Source organism: Vibrio sp. 2096 (genome assembly GCF_033339595.1).
Classification (GTDB): Bacteria; Pseudomonadota; Gammaproteobacteria; order Enterobacterales; family Vibrionaceae; genus Vibrio; species Vibrio alginolyticus.
In genome coordinates, this window is record NZ_JAWOUX010000002.1 from 1 (window position 1) to 21,560 (window position 21,560).

General features: G+C 43.7%; 16 protein-coding genes, 1 tRNA gene and 1 other RNA gene. 13 read left to right on the forward strand and 5 right to left on the reverse strand.

Going from position 1 to position 21,560, the window contains the following annotated elements:
- A tRNA-Tyr gene (locus tag R7Q41_RS03320) sits at positions 1-67 on the reverse strand.
- A gap of 292 nt (positions 68-359) precedes the next feature.
- Here R7Q41_RS03320 and R7Q41_RS03325 point away from each other — a divergent pair.
- Together R7Q41_RS03325 and vmeF are read left to right on the forward strand one after the other, a co-directional pair.
- Positions 360-1,454, forward strand: coding sequence for an efflux RND transporter periplasmic adaptor subunit (locus R7Q41_RS03325; RefSeq protein WP_005389959.1), 1,095 nt, complete (start codon positions 360-362; stop codon positions 1,452-1,454).
- Positions 1,454-4,567 (forward strand): multidrug efflux RND transporter permease subunit VmeF, encoded by a 3,114-nt coding sequence (gene vmeF / locus R7Q41_RS03330; protein ID WP_318144356.1) that lies wholly within the window; start codon positions 1,454-1,456, stop codon positions 4,565-4,567. The genes R7Q41_RS03325 and vmeF overlap by 1 nt, the downstream gene beginning before the upstream one ends.
- A gap of 80 nt (positions 4,568-4,647) precedes the next feature.
- On the opposite strand, the gene R7Q41_RS03335 is transcribed toward vmeF, so the two are convergent.
- Positions 4,648-5,223: a porin family protein gene (locus tag R7Q41_RS03335; RefSeq protein ID WP_085569626.1), complete on the reverse strand. Its 576-nt coding sequence runs from the start codon at positions 5,221-5,223 to the stop codon at positions 4,648-4,650.
- A gap of 214 nt (positions 5,224-5,437) precedes the next feature.
- Here R7Q41_RS03335 and R7Q41_RS03340 point away from each other — a divergent pair, with 214 nt between their 5' ends.
- Positions 5,438-5,755, forward strand: a complete 318-nt coding sequence (locus R7Q41_RS03340) for a DUF1244 domain-containing protein (RefSeq protein ID WP_005378586.1) — start codon at positions 5,438-5,440, stop codon at positions 5,753-5,755.
- A gap of 61 nt (positions 5,756-5,816) precedes the next feature.
- On the opposite strand, the gene R7Q41_RS03345 is transcribed toward R7Q41_RS03340, so the two are convergent.
- Positions 5,817-6,911 (reverse strand): PLP-dependent cysteine synthase family protein, encoded by a 1,095-nt coding sequence (locus R7Q41_RS03345; RefSeq protein WP_005389952.1) that lies wholly within the window; start codon positions 6,909-6,911, stop codon positions 5,817-5,819.
- 140 nt (positions 6,912-7,051) lie between these two features.
- Between R7Q41_RS03345 and R7Q41_RS03350 the strand changes: the two genes are divergently transcribed.
- Together R7Q41_RS03350 and R7Q41_RS03355 are read left to right on the forward strand one after the other, a co-directional pair.
- Positions 7,052-7,516 carry an Lrp/AsnC family transcriptional regulator gene (locus R7Q41_RS03350; protein ID WP_025998626.1) on the forward strand — a complete coding sequence of 155 codons (465 nt, stop codon included), beginning with the start codon at positions 7,052-7,054 and terminating at the stop codon, positions 7,514-7,516.
- A gap of 456 nt (positions 7,517-7,972) precedes the next feature.
- Positions 7,973-11,014 carry a cadherin repeat domain-containing protein gene (locus R7Q41_RS03355; RefSeq protein WP_318144357.1) on the forward strand — a complete coding sequence of 1,014 codons (3,042 nt, stop codon included), beginning with the start codon at positions 7,973-7,975 and terminating at the stop codon, positions 11,012-11,014.
- A 68-nt stretch (positions 11,015-11,082) separates the two neighbouring features.
- On the opposite strand, the gene tesB is transcribed toward R7Q41_RS03355, so the two are convergent.
- Complete coding sequence (tesB, locus tag R7Q41_RS03360; RefSeq protein ID WP_005378575.1) at positions 11,083-11,943, reverse strand: acyl-CoA thioesterase II; 861 nt, start codon at positions 11,941-11,943, stop codon at positions 11,083-11,085.
- A gap of 240 nt (positions 11,944-12,183) precedes the next feature.
- Here tesB and R7Q41_RS03365 point away from each other — a divergent pair, with 240 nt between their 5' ends.
- A complete protein-coding gene (locus R7Q41_RS03365; protein WP_005378572.1) occupies positions 12,184-12,618 on the forward strand; it encodes a YbaY family lipoprotein in 435 nt (144 codons plus the stop codon).
- Between the two features lie 30 nt (positions 12,619-12,648).
- Here the strand turns inward: R7Q41_RS03365 and R7Q41_RS03370 are convergent, their stop codons facing one another.
- Positions 12,649-12,951, reverse strand: coding sequence for a DNA base-flipping protein (locus R7Q41_RS03370; RefSeq protein ID WP_005378570.1), 303 nt, complete (start codon positions 12,949-12,951; stop codon positions 12,649-12,651).
- Between the two features lie 257 nt (positions 12,952-13,208).
- Here R7Q41_RS03370 and R7Q41_RS03375 point away from each other — a divergent pair, with 257 nt between their 5' ends.
- The 7 genes from R7Q41_RS03375 to udp all read left to right on the forward strand — a co-directional run bounded on the left by R7Q41_RS03375 (position 13,209) and on the right by udp (position 21,508).
- Positions 13,209-13,952, forward strand: a complete 744-nt coding sequence (locus R7Q41_RS03375) for a hypothetical protein (protein WP_005389942.1) — start codon at positions 13,209-13,211, stop codon at positions 13,950-13,952.
- 152 nt (positions 13,953-14,104) lie between these two features.
- The gene (locus tag R7Q41_RS03380; protein ID WP_017634751.1) at positions 14,105-16,108 is read left to right on the forward strand and encodes a GGDEF domain-containing protein; all 2,004 of its coding nucleotides are present in this window, start codon (positions 14,105-14,107) and stop codon (positions 16,106-16,108) included.
- Positions 16,109-16,245: 137 nt separating this feature from the next.
- Positions 16,246-16,342, forward strand: an RNA gene (gene ffs, locus R7Q41_RS03385) — signal recognition particle sRNA small type.
- A 212-nt stretch (positions 16,343-16,554) separates the two neighbouring features.
- Positions 16,555-17,289, forward strand: coding sequence for an RNA methyltransferase (locus R7Q41_RS03390; RefSeq protein ID WP_064353734.1), 735 nt, complete (start codon positions 16,555-16,557; stop codon positions 17,287-17,289).
- A gap of 247 nt (positions 17,290-17,536) precedes the next feature.
- Complete coding sequence (locus R7Q41_RS03395) at positions 17,537-17,956, forward strand: CBS domain-containing protein (RefSeq protein ID WP_005378483.1); 420 nt, start codon at positions 17,537-17,539, stop codon at positions 17,954-17,956.
- A gap of 172 nt (positions 17,957-18,128) precedes the next feature.
- Positions 18,129-20,435 (forward strand): zinc/cadmium/mercury/lead-transporting ATPase, encoded by a 2,307-nt coding sequence (locus R7Q41_RS03400; RefSeq protein ID WP_017634749.1) that lies wholly within the window; start codon positions 18,129-18,131, stop codon positions 20,433-20,435.
- 314 nt (positions 20,436-20,749) lie between these two features.
- Entirely contained in the window at positions 20,750-21,508 is a 759-nt protein-coding gene (gene udp / locus R7Q41_RS03405; protein ID WP_005378479.1) for a uridine phosphorylase, read from the forward strand.
- Positions 21,509-21,560: the final 52 nt, after the last annotated feature.

A 21,560-nucleotide genomic window follows, 5' to 3' on the forward strand; every position in this document is an offset into this window, starting at 1 on the left:
GGACGGATTCGAACCATCGAAGGCAGTGCCGGCAGATTTACAGTCTGCTCCCTTTGGCCACTCGGGAACCCCTCCAGAGGATTTTTATACTTAGTAAGATGTTTTCCCAACTCATCTCCCAAGTGCGGAGCGAATCATAGCAAACTCGCTCAGGCTGTAAAGCGTTTTTCTTACGTTTTTACGTTGAATGCTGTCTTTTTGGGCAAAGATGGTAGAAAGTCAGCGTTTTGTTTGTCCTTTGAACAGAAGAGAAGCGCGCTTTTTACTTGAATTTACACTACTTGACGTTAAACACCGTATCTACTGATAAACTGTAAGCAGTTTAATGACATAAGTTTATTCGTTTAGAAGTCAATATCATGAGCATGAAAGCCACGTTATCGTTATCTGTTTTAACGCTTTCTATATTACTGAGTTCTCCATCGGTTTGCGCTGCGATGCGAGGAGGCTCAGCGGTTACTGTTGTGACTGAACAAGTAGAAACGCACGAGATCAATCAATCCTTAACTCTTATCGGCAAATTAAAGGCAGCGGAGTCTGTGGTTGTCGCATCGGAAGTCGCCGGCAAAGTGAATCAAATCGCTGTTAAAGCGAATCAAAATGTCCAGCAAGACCAGTTATTAATTAAGTTAGATGACGATAAGGCTCAAGCCGCTTTGATTGAGGCAAAGGCGTATCTAAAAGATGAACAGCGTAAGTTAAAAGAGTTCCAACGTTTGGTTAAGCGGAATGCGATTACTCAAACTGAAATCGATGCACAAAAAGCCAGTGTTGAAATAGCACAAGCGAGGCTAGATGCTGCTCAAGCCAATTTAGCTGATCTCCATATTACTGCTCCATTTTCTGGCACTGTTGGTTTTATCGATTTTAGCCGCGGCAAAATGGTCAGTGCGGGTACTGAACTTTTGACGTTGGATGATCTTTCCGTCATGGAACTGGATTTGCAAGTACCGGAGCGCTATTTATCGATGCTTTCTATTGGTATGGAAGTCATCGCTAAAACCAGTGCATGGGGTAGCCAGATCTTTACTGGTCAAGTCACAGGTATTGATACGCGTATCAGCGCCGAAACACTGAATCTTCGCGTGCGTATTGAGTTTGATAACCCAGAAAATCAATTGAAGCCGGGCATGTTGATGAACGCTTCACTAGCATTTCCTGCTATTAAGGCGCCAATCATTCCTGTTCAAGCGCTTGAATACTCCGGAACTAAACGTTTTGTATATGTAATTGATGAAAACAACAAAGCTACTCGTCAAGAAGTGTCGCTAGGTGCTCGTGTTGGTAACGAGGTGGTGATCGAATCTGGTGTTGAGATTGGTGACAAGATTGTGGTTCAAGGCATTGTTAACATGCGTGATGGTGTCGAAGTGAAAGAAATTGTCGCGCCACTAAAAGCGAACACCACGGATGTGACACGCAATGACAGTGAATCGGATGAGGAAGAAAACTAATGTTACTGTCCGACGTTTCAGTTAAACGCCCTGTCGCGGCGTTGGTTCTGAGCATGCTGTTGTGTGTGTTTGGCTTTGTGTCATTCACCAAATTAGCCGTTCGTGAAATGCCTGATATAGAAAGCCCAGTCGTTTCTATCAGTACGCGTTATGAGGGTGCATCGGCGACTATTATTGAAAGCCAAATTACCTCCGTTTTGGAAGACCAGCTTTCTGGGATCAGTGGAGTTGATGAAATTAGCTCCACTACTCGTAACAGCATGTCGCGTATCACGATCACGTTTGAGTTAGGTTACGATCTCAACACAGGTGTGAGCGACGTGCGTGATGCCGTAGCTCGTGCTCAGCGCTCGCTACCTGATGAAGCGGATGACCCTATTGTTTATAAGAACAATGGCTCGGGAGAGGCGTCGCTCTACATCAATCTCAGTTCTGCAGAGATGGACCGTACTCAATTAACCGATTATGCCGAACGTGTATTGATGGACCGCTTTAGCCTGATCTCTGGGGTTAGCTCCATTGATCTCTCCGGTGGTTTGTACAAGGTCATGTACGTGAAGCTTAAGCCAGAACTAATGGCTGGACGTTCAGTTACAGCTTCGGACATTACATCAGCTTTACGAAGTGAGAACCTAGAAAGCCCAGGTGGTGAAGTTCGCAACGACTCAACAGTAATGTCCGTGCGTACGGCTCGTACTTATAACACGCCTGAAGATTTTCAATATCTTGTCATTAAACGCGCAAGCGACAATACACCTATCTATTTAAAAGATGTAGCAGATGTCTTCATTGGTGCAGAAAACGAAAACTCAACCTTCAAAAGTGATGGTGTAGTAAACATCAGTCTTGGTGTGGTACCGCAGTCAGACGCAAACCCGTTAGAGGTTGCGAAGCTGGTTAGGTCTGAAGTCGATAACATCCAGAAGTTCTTACCAGAAGGTACACGTCTTGCGATAGATTACGACGCGACAGTGTTTATCGAGCGTTCAATCGAAGAGGTGTACAGCACGCTATTTATCACGGGCGGCTTGGTGATTTTGGTATTGTACATTTTCATCGGCCAAGCTCGTGCCACCTTAATTCCTGCGGTTACGGTTCCTGTTTCTCTGATTTCTTCGTTCATTGCCGCGTACTACTTTGGGTTTTCTATCAACTTGATCACCTTGATGGCGTTGATATTATCGATTGGTTTGGTGGTGGATGACGCAATTGTGGTTGTAGAGAATATCTTCCACCATATTGAACGCGGTGAATCGCCATTACTCGCCGCATATAAAGGTACAAGAGAGGTTGGTTTTGCTGTTATAGCAACAACATTAGTGCTGGTGATGGTGTTCTTACCGATCTCCTTTATGGATGGCATGGTAGGTCTACTATTTACAGAGTTTTCTGTATTGCTGGCTATGTCGGTCATATTCTCCTCTTTGATTGCCCTGACGCTGACGCCTGTATTAGGTAGTCAGATTTTGAAAGCGAATGTAAATCCAAATCGATTCAATGAAGCAGTTGATCGCTTGTTTAGCAAGCTTGAGAGTGGCTATCGCGCATTATTGAAAGGCGCATTAAAAGTACGTTGGGCTGCTCCCCTGGTGATTCTAGCTTGTTTGGGCGGTAGCTATTTCTTGATGAATCAGGTACCGGCCCAGCTGACCCCACAAGAAGATCGCGGTGTGATATTCGCGTTTGTGCGCGGTGCAGATGCTACGTCATACAATCGTATGTCAGCCAATATGGATATTGTCGAAGACCGATTGATGCCATTACTAGGGCAAGGTTATCTGAAGTCATTCAGCATCCAAACGCCAGCGTTTGGTGGCCAGGCAGGAGACCAGACAGGCTTTGTGATCATGATTCTAGAAGATTGGAACGAACGTGATATCACGGCTCAGCAAGCCCTTAACAAAGTACGTAAAGAATTGGCGGGTATCCCAGATGTTCGAGTGTTCCCATTTATGCCAGGTTTCCAAGGTGGTTCGAGTGAGCCAGTTCAGTTCGTATTAGGCGGCTCTGATTACGGTGAGCTCGTTGTTTGGGCTGAAATGCTAAAGAACAAAGCAGAAGAATCACCAATGATGGAAGGAGCAGAGATAGATTACTCGGAAAAAACGCCTGAGTTATTGGTTACAGTTGACCGACAGCGTGCCGCAGAGCTAGGAGTCAGTGTTAAAGACATTTCTGACACCCTAGAAATCATGCTCGGTGGTAAAAGCGAAACGACTTATATTGAGCGTGGCGAAGAGTACGATGTGTATCTTCGCGGTGATGAAAATAGCTTTAATAATGCTGCAGATTTAAGTCAGATTTATCTGCGCACGAATAGCGGTCAGCTAGTGACGTTAGATGCGGTCACAAAAATTGAAGAAGTGGCGGCCTCTATTCGTCTTTCTCACTACAACAAACAGAAGTCCATCACTATTACTGCCAACCTGTCGGAAGGTTATACATTAGGAGATGCGCTGAATTACCTAGACCAGGAAGCCATCGACAACTTACCGGGTGACATTTCGGTGAGCTATTCGGGGGAGTCGAAAGACTTTAAAGAGAACCAAGCGAGTGTTGCTGTTGTGTTTGCATTGGCACTACTAGTGGCGTATCTCGTGTTGGCGGCTCAGTTTGAAAGCTTCGTAAACCCGTTAGTGGTCATGTTTACGGTGCCGATGGGTGTATTTGGTGGCTTCCTTGGTTTGGTTATTATGGGCCAAGGTATGAACATTTATAGCCAGATCGGCATGATCATGTTGATTGGTATGGTGACGAAAAACGGTATTTTGATCGTAGAATTTGCCAATCAGCTACGTGATCGTGGCGTTGGGTTTGAAAAAGCGATCATTGATGCAGCTGCGCGACGTCTACGTCCAATCTTGATGACTGCGTTTACCACACTTGCTGGCGCAATTCCGTTGATCGTATCGACAGGGGCGGGTTATGAGAGCCGTATTGCCGTGGGTACGGTAATCTTTTTCGGGATGGGGTTTGCGACATTGGTGACCTTGTTTGTTATCCCGGCAATGTACCGATTGATTTCGGCGAAAACACAAGCACCAGGTCATGTAGAAGCAGAGTTAAACAAAGCAATTAGCCATGATACGAAGGGCCGTATAGCGCACCCTTAAATCAAACGTTAAAACATAAAAGCCGAGGTAATAACCTCGGCTTCTCTTTATCGGTTTAAAGTTAGCTCGGAAGCGTTCGATTAGAAGCGTTTCCCTAGGCTGATTTGTACACCTTCGTAGCTGTCGTAAAAATCTTCAAAACCCATATCTGCGACATTATAAATGTACTCTGCGCGTAACCAGATATCTGTACTCATATCCCAATGGACGCCAACACCGATGTTGAATAGTGCGCCTGAGTCATCTGTGACCTTTTGTTCGTTTGGTACGTACATTTCGGCTTGAGTGCCAAGCGCTGTTGCGCGACCGAATAGTGATAGTGGCGTATCGCCTAAGTCATCACTCGTTACAACAGCAGACATACCTGCTTGGTAATAGTGAAGATCTAAGTCAGTTTTTAGAGCATCGTTCTTAAGTTCATTTTGTGAATAGCGCAGAACCCCTTCAAACGCGAGGTATTGGTTTACATGGTAACCCCAGCCAACTGTGATATGTGGTGTTGACCACTCATTGTATCTATCCGAGCCGAAGTACGGTGTATCAAAACCAACGTTACCAGTACCTAGATAAAAATAAGATTGATGAGCTTGTTCTTGAGCAGCTAAAGTTGGCACGCTAATGGTCAAGGTAGACAATAATAGAATGGCGTTTTTCATAACTAGACGATAACCTTGGTAAAAGACCGTTGTAATGATTTGTTTAAATGTTAATTTAATCAATAGGATGGGTGGTAATTATCATATCAGCTTTTATCAAAGGTAGTGATTTTAGAATGGGAATTGTTGCGCTAAAGCATACTTCTTACTCATGACTACCAACTAACTAGATATGGTGACGAAAGCTAGTCAAATAAGAGAGAAGGAAAGGAAAGTGGCTGAATTCAAATATAAAAACTTGACTCAAGAAGAACAAGATAAGTTAGACGCGGCGACATTTCGCCGTTTATTGGCGCATTTAGATGCCAACAAAGACGTACAAAACATCGATCTGATGATCCTTGCGGGCTTCTGTCGCAACTGCTTTAGCAAATGGTATAAATCTGAGGCTGAAAATCTCGGTTTGGATTTAGATATTGATGACGCTCGCGAACGTGTTTACGGCATGACTTACGATGAGTGGAAACAAAATCATCAACCAGCGGCAACGCCAGAACAATTGGCTGCGTTTGAAGCGCGCCAGAAAAAGTAAAACCCAGCGATAAAAACAGCCCGCATGAAGTTGGGCTGTTTTTTAAAGTCCAGTTTGCACGTTAAGCGTTAGTTGAGCCGCAACAAGCTGGCTCAACGCAACCTTTTGCTTGAATGACTTCGAGTTGAGCTAAGTAAGGTTGAATATCGCCGATGTTCTCTTTTACCCATGTTAAGTCATAATACGTATCTAGGTAACGCTCTCCAGAATCACATAGAAGCGTCACGATAGAACCCTTCTCACCGCGTTGTTTCATCTCACAAGCCAATTGCAGCACACCGTAAAGATTGGTGCCTGTTGATGCGCCGACTTTACGTCCAATCAGCTGAGATACCCAATGGGCGGTTGCCACACTGGCTGCGTCTGGAATTTTGCGCATTTCATCAATGACACCAGCAATAAAGCTTGGTTCGACACGTGGTCGCCCGATACCTTCAATTTTGCTGCCAGTATCGCCTTTCAATGAGTGATTTCCTGACTGGAAAGCGTCGTAAAACACTGAGTTTTCAGGGTCTACCACGCAAAGCTTAGTGTCGTATTTTTGGTAACGAATAAAACGGCCAATGGTTGCTGATGTGCCGCCTGTTCCAGGACTCATCACTACCCAGCTAGGAATCGGGTGATCCTCTAACTCCATTTGGCTAAAGATAGAGTTCGCGATGTTGTTGTTACCGCGCCAGTCAGTCGCACGTTCAGCATAAGTAAACTGGTCCATGTAGTGACCATTTAGCTCTTGAGCCAAGCGTCGAGACTCGTCATAAATCTGATCTGAGCGCTCTACAAGATGCGCTTTACCACCGTAAAACTCAATTTGTTCAATCTTTTTACGTGCGGTGGTTTTCGGCATAACAGCAATGAACGGTAAGCCAAGTAAACGCGCAAAATACGCTTCCGAAACGGCAGTGCTGCCTGAGGACGCCTCGATTACAGTGGTTTCAGGACCAATCCATCCATTACAAATAGCATAAAGAAACAATGAGCGCGCCAATCGATGCTTAAGAGAGCCTGTAGGGTGCGTACTCTCATCTTTTAGATAGATATCGATACCATCAAGAGAAGGTAGTTCGAGTTTAAATAAGTGAGTATCAGCAGAACGTTGGAAGTCTGCTTCAATTTTACGCACTGCATTGTTGATCCAATTGTGGTCAGTACACATGGCGTCTCTCCTTGGGAAATCGATAGATAAGTATTAGATAGGGATAATTTATCTATGATTTCCGAGAAAAACTTTGCTATTGTTACTCTTAATAAAGATGCCTGTAGAAAAATTTTCTACATTTTATGGGTTTTATAGAAATGAGCTTAGATCGAATAGATAAGCAGCTGCTTGCTTTACTACAAACCGACAGCACCTTGTCATTAAATGACGTGGCTGAGCGAGTCAATCTTACTACAACACCATGCTGGAAGCGCTTGAAAAGGTTGGAAGAAGAGGGCTACATCGAAAAACGCGTGGCGTTGTTAAGTGCAGAAAAGCTCGAGCTATCTTTCATTGCATTTGTTCAGTTAAAAACGATTGATCATTCCGAAGGTTGGTATCACCATTTTGTTACAACTGTGAGTGACTTTCCTGAGGTAATGGAGTTTTATCGTATGGCTGGCGAGTATGACTACATGATGAAAGTACTAGTCAAAGATATGAAGTGTTTTGACGAATTCTATAAGCGGTTAGTTAATAGTGTAAAAGGGCTATCTAATGTGACTTCAACATTTGCTATGGAGTCCATTAAATACACAACAGAGTTACCAATCCTAAAATAACTCGCCCTATAAGAATTCTATCTAATGTTAATTCTACCTTTTAGTATTTTAAATGTTAAAAGGTAGTTTGATTATGCTTTTAAAACTATTTCCTACCAGATTTTTACAAATATAAACAATATTTATTCTCTCTTCTATTTTTCATTAACCATTTGTTTTTACAGTCCATTAATCCTATACATCATAATGAAAGAAAAAATAACGCAATTTTTTCTCTTTCTTTTTCATGTTTTATTTTATTGAATATTAATTTTTACTAAATTAATGGAAGAGTTTGATTTAAACGTTTGCTTTTTGTGTTTTCATGTAATTTGGTCGCTATTTTTGAGTATTTGTTTTTAGGGTTAATACAGTAGCAATTACTTAAGTAATAAAGTACTCAAAAATGGGGATAGTGATTAATAAAACATCGTATTATTATCGCCCCATCTTGTATGTAACAAAGTATTACTAAAAATGAACAGAAATTACTATTTGCTTTTTCTCGCAGCTTTACTCGCTGGCTGTGGCGGTGGGGGAGACTCTAAGCCGAACAATACGAAGACACCAACTACGGTAACAAAGCAGAACCGTCCGCAATTAAAAGTGGAAGACACGGTGTTGAAGTTTGAAGGAGTGGGAACGGTTACTGAAGCAAAACTGAGCAATGTACATGGGTCGGTATCTTACCAAGTCATTGACTCTAATCCGCCAAATGTCGTGAAAATTAATGACTCAGGAATACTACAAATTCTGCGCCCAGGAACGGCGACGATTCTTGCTACAGATAGTAGCTCTGCTTATGAATCTTCTGAAGCAAGATTTTCTGTCACTGTAGAGCGAGGCATCAATACTGAACTTTCAGTGAGTGATCTGAATTTCAATGCGATTGAGTCAGAAGGAAAAGCGTTGATCGTCCGTGGCCAAAAAGGCGAACTGAGTTATGAGGTAGAAAGTGGTCATAACTTGATTCGTGTTGATGAGAACGGTTCGGTATATTCATTAGGTTCAGTTGGTCAGGCATCGGTGCTGATTACTGATTCAGGTAACGACTTTTACTTGCCGAAACAAGTTCGCGCTACGGTTAAACTGCATGCAGTAGCTCCTGGGCAATTACAGTTCGCTTTGCTTGAAGACGAGTATCGAGAAGGGTTGACGTTAGAACCAGTGCGTTTAGATAAAGCTCAAACGCAACGTATTTCTTACAAAATCATAAATAGCGTACCAGACAGCAAGGTGGCCGAGTTGCTAGACCCTGAAACGGGTTTGCTTCTTGTTCATAATGTTGGGCGATTAACGGTTGAAGCGACTGCAACTTACAGCGACGCGTTTCTAGATAAACAGCAAACAGCGCAATTTTTTGTGGATATAAAACAAGGCAAGCGTCAAGAAATCAGCGCAGCGGATATTGTCACAACTTATGAGGAAGGTGGACGAATTTTCCCTAAGGTGACGAACGCCTACGGTGACTATGAGCTGAGAATCATTCGTGGTGAAGACGTTGTCGCTAAAACTGAAAATGGTGAAGCATTACTGATCAAAGGTGTTGGTGCTGCTGAAGTGGAAATTTACGAGCATGACATGCGTAATTATCCTGCAAGCAAAACTCGTTTTGATCTTGAAGTTAATCGCGCGCCTCATCCCGTTATAAAAGACATTGAAATGCCGCTTACCTATCAACCAAATCTTTCAATCCCTCTGGCGTTTAAAGGGCAAAAAGGTAACGTAAATCTAGTTAGCAGCTTACCTAATGGCTTACGAATGACTGACGGCAAGTTGGAGGTAGTGACTGCGGGTGAGTACGACCTTAAGTTTGAAGACGATGGTGGGGAGTTCTACCAACCTATTCAATTTAATGTCGTCATTAAAGTTGCAAAGGCTGAAGGCCAACCCATGGCAACGCACGATTATGACGTTGTATACAGCAACAAATACAGTTTTGATCTTCATCGTGATTTTGGTTTGAGTGCTGACGAGCAAATTGAGATTGTAGATAACACCGCACCAGATGTTGTCGGTGGTTTTAGTGAAGGACGTCTCCATGTGTATAAAGCGGGTAAAGCGACGCTAACTGTGCGCAGAAAAGAGAGCGCGAATTATACTGTTGGTCCTGATCAAAAAGTCTACGTGACAATTTTGAGTGCGCCGAGCCGAATTGAAGTTCAATCCGATGTGGAAGAGATTTGGAAGGTTGGCCAAACATTTGTTGCGCCGAAAATCTCTGGTACGGTTGGGGAAGTTACGTACCGATTTGCAGACAACGCAGCAACAGATGTAGTTTCCTTAAGCAGCCAAACGGGTGCCATGCAAATTCTTAACGCGGGTAGCACAAAAATTATTGTTTCGGATGCGGGGGACGACAAAGTGGATCCGGGTGAAAGTAGCTTCTCGGTCACGATTAAACAAGGCACAAACCCTGTATCGGTTACTTACCCAACGGTAGAATTCTCCGCTGGTAGTGTTATCTCACCAGTGATGAGTGGTGGGACTGCGAAGGCAAGTTACCGTCTTATTAACCAAAAAGATCCTGTGGTCGAGCTAGTTTCCCCTGATACGGGGCGTTTGAAGATTTTGCACGCAGGCGAGTACCAAGTAGAGGTTACTCTTACTGGACGCAACTACAAAGCTAAAACAATCGTCGTAAATGGCACTATTAACAAAGCGAATCACCCTGGTTTAAGTGCTTCTACAATGAAGGTGGAATTTGAACCATTTAAAAAGGTTAAGCTAGACTTTGGTACACCAATAGGAAACCGCAGCTATCAAATATCCAGCTCAACAATTAAAGGAGTCGCTTCATTAGATGTTGATAAGGAAGAGCTGACGTTACTTGACCTCCCGCCAGTAAAAAGACGTTGGATTTCTCTCGACGTTTCTGAAGGAGAATCTCGAGATTACAAAGCGTTGGAAAGTAAGAAAGTCCAGCTGTATCTAAGCTTTGCAGATGAAGGTGTTGCGGGTCAATATACATTGCTTGAAACTGAACAAACAGTATTGTTTAGCACGCTAAATGCACGTGAGTTTTCTAACTTAGAAGAAAGTGAGTTTGGTTTGATGAACGTTCGTTCAGTGCGTGAGCCAACGGACGAAGAATTGAAACTATACGGCAAAGGTAAGATTGCACTACTTGCATTCAAGCCGGTGGGTAACGATGACCAAACTCTAATAAAAGGAGCGTGGGTACACTTAGCTCGATTTGATGGATGTACATCAGAGCTGTTCGAAGATGATCTCAAGCCTTTTGAAGCAATTGACTATGATGACCCAGGGTACTGCACCAACGGCAGCACGATTCGTATGACTCGGTTCTTAGTAATTGATGACTCGAAGATGGAAAAGGTAGAGTATGAGTTAGTAGCACCTGTGATTACTTACCGTCGTGGGGTTCGTGAATTTTTAGCAACGAATAAAGGTGGATTCTATGCCGACCCAAATGTCATTTACGGGAAAGGCGAATATGGTTACCCGAAATCACTTTACGAATGGTCGGTTGTTAACATGAAGTATCAACCAAATTAATCATCGTTTGATACCCATTAAAAAAGGAGTGCGGAACAGCACTCCTTTTTTCGTGTAACGAACACGAGCTATTTCGTGTAGCGCATCACCCCTTCTTGCACGGCGGTCGCCACTAAGTGACCTTGCTGGTTGTATATTTCGCCTCGGACCAACCCACGAGTATTGCTCGCCGTTGGGCTCTCTATCGCATATAGAAGCCATTCATCCATCTTAAACGGACGATGGAACCAGATAGAGTGGTCAATGGTGGCCACTTGAAAGTTAGGCGTCATTAATGAGACTTCATGTGGATGCATTGCTGTCACAAGGAATCCCCAATCGGATGCGTAGGCCAGAAGGTACTGGTGAATTAGCTGATTCTCTGGCATTTCACCATTAGCACGAATCCAAAGGTACTGTTTGGGTTCTGCTTTTTTGGGCTTCAAAGGGTTGATAACCGTAACGGGGCGAGTTTCGATTGGCTTTTCCCCGCAAAATGTTTTGCGTAAGCGTTTGGGTAGAAATTCTGCAATATGGCTTGCGAGCTCACTCTCTGAGGCAAAGTTTTCTGGACCAGGGATATCTGGCATTTCTTTTTGATGATCAAACCCAGGTTGATCGCCATGGTAGGATGCGGTTAGGTAAAAAATAGGGCGTCCATTTTGAATTGCTTTTACGCGTCTAGTGCTAAAGCTACGGCCATCTCTCAGATTTTCTACGTCATAAATAATAGGTTTTTCTGGATCGCCAGGGTACAAAAAATAGCTATGGAAGGAGTGTACCGTGCGTGTTTCTTCAACGGTGTAGCGCGCAGCAGAAAGTGCTTGCCCAATTACTTGACCGCCATAAACTTGAGGCAAACCTAGGTTTTCACTTTGGCCACGAAACAAGCCTTCTTCTAATTTTTCGAGTTGTAGTAGGCTGAGCAATTCTCGTAGTGGTTTACTCATTGTGTCTCCTCACCGTTGTCTTTCATTCCAAGTTACCTCAACAGCCTCACTCTTGTGAAGTGGCATAGTTAAGAACTATTGAGTAACTTAGAAATAGTATTGTTCCAATTATGAAACAAAATCAATTGTTTGATAAATTCTAACTCAGTCAAACTATTGTCAAATAAAATGACAGGAAGCAGACAGTTTTATATTCCACACCTATAATTGCTTCGGTTTAATGCTCTTTTCGAGGAATATATGAAAAAAACACTACTACTTGTTACTTCTCTACTCTTTGGGGCTGCGTTAGTGGGTTGCCAAACTTCTCAAAATACAGAAATGGAATCTACAGAGGCTTCAATGAAGACGATTACAGGTACAGTGGCTTATCGCGAGCGGATTGCCTTGCCACCAAACGCAGTGGTTACTATTGCGTTAGAAGATGTGTCCTTGGCGGATGCGCCAGCAAAAGTGTTGGCGAAACAGACATTCGAAACAGAAGGTAAGCAAGTTCCTCTTTCTTTTGAGTTGAGTTACGACAGCAATGAAATCAAACCAAACCATCGTTACAGCGTTCGTGCTCGCATTGAGGTAGATGGAAAGCTGCGTTTTATCAGCGACACACATAACGGTGTTATTACAGATGAAGCACAAACTCACCAATTAGATATTCGTCTAGTTGGAACACGTTAATACGACGTACTGAGAACAAAAAATGGCAGCTTAAGGCTGCCATTTGTATTTTTTAAGTGAAGTTTTGCCAACTTCCGATACTTCAATCCCTTCTGCTTCTAATTTCTTTTTTTGTCGCTCTAAGTCTCTGCCTTTTAAAGATATTTTTCCTTGGCTATTTACCACTCTAAACCAGGGGAGTTTACTGCCTTCTGGTAAGTTGCCCAGTGCTTTACCAACATGTCTCGCATAGCCCGGATAACCGGCCATTTTGGCAATTTCCCCATAGGTGGAGACTTTTCCTTTTGGAATTTGGTGAATTACAGCAAAGATTTGCGCTAAAAATTGGTCCATACTCAAAAGTGTCTATTTTGGGTTACTAAGGAATGGTAAACCATTGGACTTGTATATTGCTAACGGTTCTTAACCCTTGTGTTGCCAGCGACTCACTTTGAAGAATTACATTTTCTGTTCTTTAGTGTCGTTGGTTGATGAGCCTTAAACAGCATGAAGCAAACGCAAGCTAAGCTTGAATCTAGACCCTCTCAACGACTTTCAATCCCAGTTTTTGCCGTTGAGTTACCAAGTAGGTGGGGAAGCCAGGAGGCGCTATGATTTTATCGACACTTCAATTTTTCGTTACGACCTTACTCGCTGTTGTCTGTGTTCGGGCGATGAGTTTGAGCGAGGGTGACATTCCCGTTCTTGCACTTATGATCCCCGCGCTGTGGGTTCTGCCACAAGGTGGGTTCGCTGGCTTAGTATTGCTGGGCGCGATGATGGCTTTTGGTGCGACACTCTCAATGCAGCCAATTGCTTTGTCGGTTGGTGTTTTGATCCTTTTCCCACTTTTAATGGTGGTATTTTCTCGTAGAAGCTCTTTAGGTGTGTTGCTCACCGCTGGTCTTATTGTACTTACACTGCAAGTTGGTCTTATGGTCACACAGCAAGGCGGTAAGCTGGATGGTTCTGCTTGGGTTACAGTGGTTCAAACCATTGCGGTTATGGCGATGTGGTGGTCGGCTGCGCATTGGACGCCATCCAATAAACACAGCTGGTGGCCGTTGTTTTTGTTGCTCCCATTGTGGATTGCAGGCCTACCGTACGCCGTTCTTATGGCGTTAAGTTTGACGGGAATGTTAGCGTCAATGGAAGCACTTGCGAAGCTTCAACATACCATTCGTTGGAGCAAATTATTATGTTGGACATTGCCGACTGTGGGTTTTGCCGCTTTAGTCGTCAGCCCGACCACGGATGTGCCAAACCCTGTTTTCGTGGTTTGGATCTGTTTGTTAGGGACGGCTTGGATGACTGACTATATTTTACGTAGTAGCGATGAACAGGCTGAATTATGAGTTTTTAGTCAGGTAAAAAGTGACATGTGCGGCAGAGTATCGAATTGGTTGTGGAACAAAATGGAGATTAGTATATGTTCTTCATTTCATATTTACTACACTTCCAATAATAATAACCACAATATAAGTGGTTGATTTAAGATAAGTTTGTCATGACAACTTTTGCTCGAACACTGTTGCTTTTTGCATGTTGCCTCTTGAGTTTGAATGTAAAAGCCGAAGCCCCTTTAATTGCTCATTATAAAGTCGCGACTGAAGCGGATGATGTCGTCACTCGTGTTCTTTTCAATGCTGCTTCAAAGGAGTTTGGCTTTACCGTTCAATACGTGAACTACTCCAGCTTTGATGCCATTCTAAATTCAGTAGCGAATGGGGAAGCGGACTTTGCTGCGAATATCACTTACACACAAGAACGTGCTCAACGTTTTAGTTATTCCCGCCCAACAAATATCGAATATACCTACCTCTTTGGTTTAAAAGATTCGACGTTGAGTGACATTTCGCGTGTTGGCGTCCCCAAAGATACAGTTTATGCCCAATTACTTAAACAACACTACCCTGAGCTAGAACAGATCTCTTATCAAGGTCACGAACAAGCAGTAACACTGCTACGTTCAGGTGCTGTGGATGGCGTTGTCGATGCCATTAACCAGCTCAAGCCGATGCTGATGGAGGGGTTTGACGCCAAGATGCTCAATGATCAGATTTCGATAAAGCCCGTATCCATCATCAGTAAAAAAGATCATCATCTTGAAGAGTTGGACACGTTCGCTACGTTTATTCACGGGGAAGCGGTGCAAAAGCAGCTTCGCGAAGAAATTTCCCAGTATCAATTTGAATTAAGGCGAGCAGCGTTGCGTGATTCTATTCGTTTATTACCCCTTGATTTTAATGAACCAATACGGATTAAGCTCGAATCTATCTTTCCATATGTTGTATACAACGCAGATGGTAGTGTCGAAGGGATGACGGCTGATGTAGTCCTGAGAAGCTGTGAGATCTTGGCTTTAAACTGCTTGATCATTAGTGAGCCTGGTGAAAGCTGGGGTTCTATGTACCATGAGTTTATCCAAGGTAATTTCGAAATTTTGGCGCCGTTAACGGTCAGCCGTGAGCGGCGCGCATTTAGCTACTTTCCAAAGCCCCATTACGCGCCAGCATCGGTGATGGTCAAGCGTTTAGGTTACAAACCGAGCACATACTCTCATGTTTCACAGTTGATATCTGAGCGGATTGGCGTAGTTAAGGATGACTTTTTCGATCAAATGATGACGCAACTGTTACCGCTAAAAGAACTCAAACGTTATCGTACCCAACAAGAGCTCATTCAGGGGCTACTAAATGAAGAAGTCGATTACATTCCGATGGATACGGCGATGCTCAATCATTTTTTACGTCTCAGTGAATTGGTTCCGATAGAGCAGGATACCGCTATTGGCGAGTTTTATGAGTCACAACTCTCTGTTGGATTGGTCGCGAATGAAAAAGGAGCCATGCTTGCGCCTTTCTTCAGTCGAGCGATAGCGATGTTAGAAGTTGATAAGATCATTGCTCAGTACGATGTACGCCCAGATTGGCGTACCGCACTTGAATATGAGATTCGATTAGCGACGCAAACACAAGCTGTGTTTATCTTTGTATTATTGTTTGCTATTTGTGTTTCGCTTTATCTTTACCGTCAATCGAACACTGACAACTTAACAGGGTTAAGGAATCGTCGTGCGTTGCAAGTAAAGTATCGAAAAGGAGTAAACAAAGATCTATCCATACTTTACTTAGACATTAATCATTTCAAACGAATCAATGACACTTATGGTCATCGCGCTGGGGACGAAGTTTTACAACTACTGGCGCTAAAAATTCATTATGTCTGGTCGGGAAGATGTTATCGAATTGGAGGGGATGAGTTCATATTACTGGGTTATCCTACGCAAGCCGAGTTAACTAGAGCAATGAGAGAGCTCAGTAGAATCGATGTGAAAGGCAAATTATGTAGTGATTTGGAGTCTATAAGTATCTCTATTGGTTTCTCTGCAAAAAGGGAACGGCACATGAGCTTAGAGCAAGCGATGCATTTGGCTGATGAAGACATGTACATGAGTAAGCAGTCCTCACGGCACGACTCCTCTTATCGTGACTGCACGGTTTCATCATAAAGGAATGAATTGATCGAGTTTTGTTCAAACGGTAATGAAATGATGAAATTCAAGGTTTTTGCTCTTGCATTATGAGAGCTGATACTGAATAATCGCCCCATCGATTGAGGCAAGACCTCTCGAAAAGAATTATGGGGCTCTGGTCCTCTCGCAACAATAGCTCGTGAACTCGGTCAGGTCCGGAAGGAAGCAGCCGCAGCGTGTGACTTGTGTGCCGGGATGTGGCTGGGGTCCCACCCTTTGAAAGCCCTGCGTTATCGCAGGGCTTTTTTCGTTTTTGAGCCTTCTTTTATTTTGGCTACGCTTGGTGTTCAACGTCTTCTGATGATCAAGCTTCTTGAGGTTATTTAGGTATAATTTATAATCTCATCCGCTTGATACCGAACTGTCGTGAAGATTGTTTAGGGTACGCTCGCCGAATAACCATTTTCACCTGGGATACTTTAATGATTTCAAAAAACCAATTAAAACTGCTTCGTGCTTTAGGTCAAAAGAAACAGCGTAAAGCGCATGGCTTATTCCTAGTTCAGGGTGAAAAGAACGTACTAGAGCTAGCAAGTAGTTCATTGAAGGTGAAGCAGGTTTTTGCAACAGCGGCATTTCTCGAACAAAATGCTAGTACGCTAAATCGTTTTGATTGTGTTGAAGCATCGCTTGATGAATTGACCAAAGCGAGCACGCTTGTGAGCAATAATGCGGCCATTGCTGTGGTTGAAATTCCGAGTGTAAAAGAGCCTCAAGCGAAAGGCTTGATGATTGCGCTAGATGGTGTATCCGACCCTGGTAATCTAGGTACGATTATTCGTGTTGCAGACTGGTATGGCATCAAGCACATTATTGCGAGTACAGATTGTGCTGATCCTTATAATCCTAAAACGATCAGTGCGACCATGGGCAGCTTTGGCCGCGTACAAGTGAGTTTGGTGGATTTGCCAAGTTACTTGGAACACGCCAAATTGCCAGTATATGGCGCGTTTTTGGAAGGAGAGAGCGTTCATAAAACGGATTTCGCTGCTGAAGGTATTTTGTTGATGGGCAGCGAATCTCATGGTGTGCGCGAAGCCGCAGCAAAATTCGTGACAGATAAAATCACGATTCCGGCGTTTGGCGGTGCCGAATCACTGAATGTCGCGATGGCGACTGGCATTATTTTAGACAACATGCGCCGCCAACATAGCTAACGCAACAATTACTTAATAACAAAGCCAGTCAATTTGACTGGCTTTGTTGTATTTATTGCCTAGAAAAATCAGCCTGGCTGAATCTTGCGTTTAACGAAATACAGTGAATGTTGTTCGGTGAGTTAATTTTGTTTTAGTTCAATAGGCTGTGCCTATAAATAAAATTACTCCTTTCCATTTAGTAAAATCAGGAAATTAGGCGACACTTATCTAAAGGCCGCAATAAAATGCCCTTAAGGAGATAAGAATGCATTCATTAAAAGTAAAAGATTACATGACGTTGCAAGCGGTGACTTTCACGAAAGATATGTCACTTTCGGCAGCTTTAAACAAAGTAATGCAAAGTGTCACACTAGGTGGCCCTGTCATTGATGAAAATGAAAAAGTGGTTGGGTTTTTATCGGAGCAAGACTTATTAGATAAGTTGGTGAAAGCAAGTTATCACTGCCAAGATACACATACGGTACAAGAGTGTATGCATGATGATGTCTTATCTGTTTCTCCAGAAATGTCAGTAATTGAACTGGCTGACATGATGAAAGTTGGAAAGCCGAAAATGTATCCAGTGGTGGATGGCAAAGGTAAGTTGGTTGGTGTTATCACAAGAAGAGACGTGCTGCGTGCCATAGGAATGACATTAAATGAGTGCTTTAAGCATCCCGTTTAACCTCTCTGTTTAAACTTTACGGAATATTGCTTTTAAACTGGTTTGGAAAGACGCTTCGGCGTCTTTTTTATTTTCTATCGCCGAACTGTACAAATTTATCTTGACCTTGGAGCTTACTCTAAGGTTTATCCTTAGCAATAGGTAAATCACCGATACCAATAAGGAAAAAATTATGTGTACAAAACATCAAGGTTGCCAATCTAGCAAAATCAAAACTGCGGTGCCGCTTGGTGCAAGCGAGTCATGCTGTGCGCCAGTAAAATCTTCGCTCAATATCTCTCAGGCCAGTGTTGATGTTTCTGAAAGCTCTTGCTGTAGTGGAGGAGGCTGCAGCGTTGACACAGGCGAGGAAGACGATCCCACAAGGGAGAGTAATTCCTCCGTTCGGAACGCTTGGCTTGTGTCAGGTATGGATTGCCCATCTTGTGCGCAAAAGCTTGAGAAAGCCATTACGTCTTTACAAGGCGTCAGCCAAGCCAAGGTTTTGTTTGCAACAGAAAAACTGGTCGTCGATTTTGATGGTCTAGAGCTGATAGCTACGATAGAGCAGACAGCCCAAAAAACGGGTTTCCCGCTCTCTTCACTTGATGCTCCAAAACCAAGCACTACAAAGAAAGGCTGGCTTGGCGTCATAAGAGACAACATCCAAATTCTCTCGATTGCTGGTGCAATGGCTACTGCGGCAGTAATTTCTAAGATCGACCCTCAAATAAGCGCTTGGTTATTCACTTTGACGTGTTTACTTGGTTTATACCCAATCGCGCTCAAAGCATTTAAGTTGGCGCGTAGCGGTACGCCTTTTGCGATTGAAACGTTAATGAGTGTAGCGGCGCTCGGCGCTTTATATTTAGGTGAAACCGCCGAAGCCGCAATGGTGTTATTGCTTTTCCTTATTGGTGAAAAGTTAGAAGCATATGCATCATCTCGCGCGCGAAGCGGTGTCCAGGCGTTAATGGACTTAGTCCCAGAAAATTCAATTTTAATTATTGATGGAGAGCGTAAAGAAGTACCAGCTGCTCAGCTTAAACCAGGGGATATCATAGAAGTCGCACCTGGAGGTCGTTTGCCTGCCGACGGTGTTTTGCAAGATGCGCTTGCGAGTTTTGACGAAAGTGCGTTAACGGGAGAATCTGTTCCCGTTGAACATCAAACCGGTGGCAAAGTGATGGCCGGGGCTGTGGTTGTCGATAAAGTGGTTCGCTTACAGGTGACTTCCCGTCAGGGCGAGAATGCGATAGACCGAATTCTTCATTTGATTGAAGAAGCCGAATCTCGTAAGGCACCATTAGAACGCTTTCTTGATAAATTTAGCCGTTGGTATACGCCGCTAATGATGCTGGTGTCTCTGATGGTTATCGTTACGCCGCCATTACTATTTGCCCAACCGTGGGAAACGTGGATCTATCGAGGACTCGCCCTTCTGTTGATTGCTTGTCCATGTGCATTAGTAATTTCAACGCCTGCGGCGATCACTTCTGGCTTGGCGGCAGCGGCTAAGCGGGGCGCATTGATCAAAGGTGGTGCGGCGCTTGAGTTGCTTGGCAAGGTTGAGTCTGTCGCATTTGATAAAACTGGGACACTGACGCAAGGTAAACCAGAAGTGACCGACGTCTTTGCTTTTGATATGGATGAAGACAAGTTACTTAGCCTAACTGCGTCAATCGAGATTGGTTCAAGTCATCCTCTAGCGGTTTCTTTAGTTACCAAAGTGCAAGAGCAGGGGCTTACTATTCCTGAAGCGTTGGATAAAACCGCGCAAGTAGGCTCTGGTGTCACAGGTTACGTCGATGGAAAAATGGTCCAAGTGGTCACGCCTTCAAAGGCAGACTTTCCACTTTCTCAACAAGCCAAAGAGCAAGTGGTTACGTTGGAACAACAAGGTAAAACGGTTGTCATTGTGCGTTTCGATGACGAGGTCATTGGCGTGATCGCATGGCAAGATACATTGCGCTCAGATGCCCAGCAAGCCATCGCAATGTTGAAGGAACTTGGGGTCACGTCGGTGATGCTAACGGGTGACAACCCGAGAAGTGCAGAAGCAATGGCAAATAGAATAGGCTTGGATTATAAAGCGAGTTTGTTACCTGCAGACAAGGTGCATTACGTCGAGAAGCTATCACAACAACATACCGTTGCGATGGTGGGAGACGGTATCAATGATGCTCCAGCCATGAAAGCTTCGAGTATCGGCATTGCGATGGGAGGCGGTACGGATGTTGCACTCGAGACTGCTGATGCGGCGTTAACACACAACCGTTTGATTGAGCTACCTGCCATGATAGAACTGTCGCGTGCGACGCTAAGTAACATTCGTCAGAATGTCGCGTTAGCGCTAGGTTTGAAAGGTGTATTCTTAGTGACAAGTTTACTTGGTGTAACTGGGTTGTGGGTTGCTGTATTAGCCGACAGTGGTGCAACAGCACTGGTGACATTGAATGCGTTGAGATTACTTCGTTTTGAGTCCAAGCAGATCAAATAACTGACCTAACCATTGATCCCACTCATTAATAGCCCGAGGCATTCGTGTATCGGGCTTTTTTTAACCGTATTAACCTGATGCGATCAGACGTTTTTCTCGTCCTTGAAATCACGCATTGCTATGCAACAAAATGATCTAACGCCCCTTAAAGTGTGATCAATGCCAGTTTTGTTTGAAATTTCATTTTCATTACATTTTGTCATTGTGATTGTGATCACTCTATGTTGGTGAAAGGTTCGCTACAGTGCATCTGTACCCAATAACTGATTAATGAGCTTATTGTTCATAAAATAAGCCACAATAAGGAGCGACTTATGTCTCAAGCTGTATTCCATTTAGGTGTTACTGAAGCTGATCTTAATGGTGCGACTCTAGCGATCATTCCTGGTGACCCAGCGCGTGTTCAAAAAATCGCAGAACAAATGGAAAATCCAGTATTTCTAGCAAGCCATCGTGAATACACGCTATACCGTGCAGAGTTAGACGGTAAACCTGTTGTGGTTTGTTCTACAGGTATTGGTGGTCCTTCTACCTCTATCGCAGTTGAGGAATTGGCACAGCTTGGTGTTCGTACTTTCCTACGTGTTGGTACAACGGGTGCAATTCAACCACATGTAAACGTGGGTGACATGATCGTAACGACGGGGTCAGTTCGTCTTGACGGTGCGAGCCTACACTTTGCTCCTATGGAATTCCCAGCAGTTGCTGACTTTGAAGTAGCAACCGCAATGAAAGCAGCGGTAGAAGAGTCTGGCGCTACAGTTCACATGGGTGTGACTGCATCAAGCGACACGTTCTACCCTGGTCAAGAACGTTACGATACGTTCTCTGGTCGTGTTGTTAAGCGTTTCCAAGGCTCTATGCAAGAATGGCAAGACATGGGCGTACTTAACTTCGAGATGGAGTCTGCAACACTGCTAACAATGTGTGCGAGCTCTGGTTTAAAAGCGGGTTGTGTGGCTGGTGTTATCATCAACCGTACACAAAAAGAGATTCCAGATCATTCAACTCTGAAAGAAACGGAAGCGCGTTCAATTAAAGTGGTTGTAGAAGCAGCGCGTAAAATGCTTTAAGCCTCTATAGTTGGCATTTAAACAAACAGAAAAAACCAGAGGCTAACCTCTG

Excerpts from the sequence above, each read along its gene's own strand:
- R7Q41_RS03390 (WP_064353734.1), top strand. The coding sequence starts at position 16,555 with ATGATTTCAAAAAACCAATTAAAACTGCTTCGTGCTTTAGGTCAAAAG.
- R7Q41_RS03380 (WP_017634751.1), top strand. The coding sequence starts at position 14,105 with ATGACAACTTTTGCTCGAACACTGTTGCTTTTTGCATGTTGCCTCTTG.
- R7Q41_RS03335 (WP_085569626.1), bottom strand. The coding sequence starts at position 5,223 with ATGAAAAACGCCATTCTATTATTGTCTACCTTGACCATTAGCGTGCCA.
- tesB (WP_005378575.1), bottom strand. The coding sequence starts at position 11,943 with ATGAGTAAACCACTACGAGAATTGCTCAGCCTACTACAACTCGAAAAA.
- R7Q41_RS03400 (WP_017634749.1), top strand. The coding sequence starts at position 18,129 with ATGTGTACAAAACATCAAGGTTGCCAATCTAGCAAAATCAAAACTGCG.
- R7Q41_RS03395 (WP_005378483.1), top strand. The coding sequence starts at position 17,537 with ATGCATTCATTAAAAGTAAAAGATTACATGACGTTGCAAGCGGTGACT.
- R7Q41_RS03345 (WP_005389952.1), bottom strand. The coding sequence starts at position 6,911 with ATGTGTACTGACCACAATTGGATCAACAATGCAGTGCGTAAAATTGAA.
- R7Q41_RS03375 (WP_005389942.1), top strand. The coding sequence starts at position 13,209 with ATGATTTTATCGACACTTCAATTTTTCGTTACGACCTTACTCGCTGTT.
- R7Q41_RS03350 (WP_025998626.1), top strand. The coding sequence starts at position 7,052 with ATGAGCTTAGATCGAATAGATAAGCAGCTGCTTGCTTTACTACAAACC.
- vmeF (WP_318144356.1), top strand. The coding sequence starts at position 1,454 with ATGTTACTGTCCGACGTTTCAGTTAAACGCCCTGTCGCGGCGTTGGTT.
- R7Q41_RS03355 (WP_318144357.1), top strand. The coding sequence starts at position 7,973 with ATGAACAGAAATTACTATTTGCTTTTTCTCGCAGCTTTACTCGCTGGC.
- R7Q41_RS03325 (WP_005389959.1), top strand. The coding sequence starts at position 360 with ATGAGCATGAAAGCCACGTTATCGTTATCTGTTTTAACGCTTTCTATA.
- udp (WP_005378479.1), top strand. The coding sequence starts at position 20,750 with ATGTCTCAAGCTGTATTCCATTTAGGTGTTACTGAAGCTGATCTTAAT.
- R7Q41_RS03365 (WP_005378572.1), top strand. The coding sequence starts at position 12,184 with ATGAAAAAAACACTACTACTTGTTACTTCTCTACTCTTTGGGGCTGCG.
- R7Q41_RS03370 (WP_005378570.1), bottom strand. The coding sequence starts at position 12,951 with ATGGACCAATTTTTAGCGCAAATCTTTGCTGTAATTCACCAAATTCCA.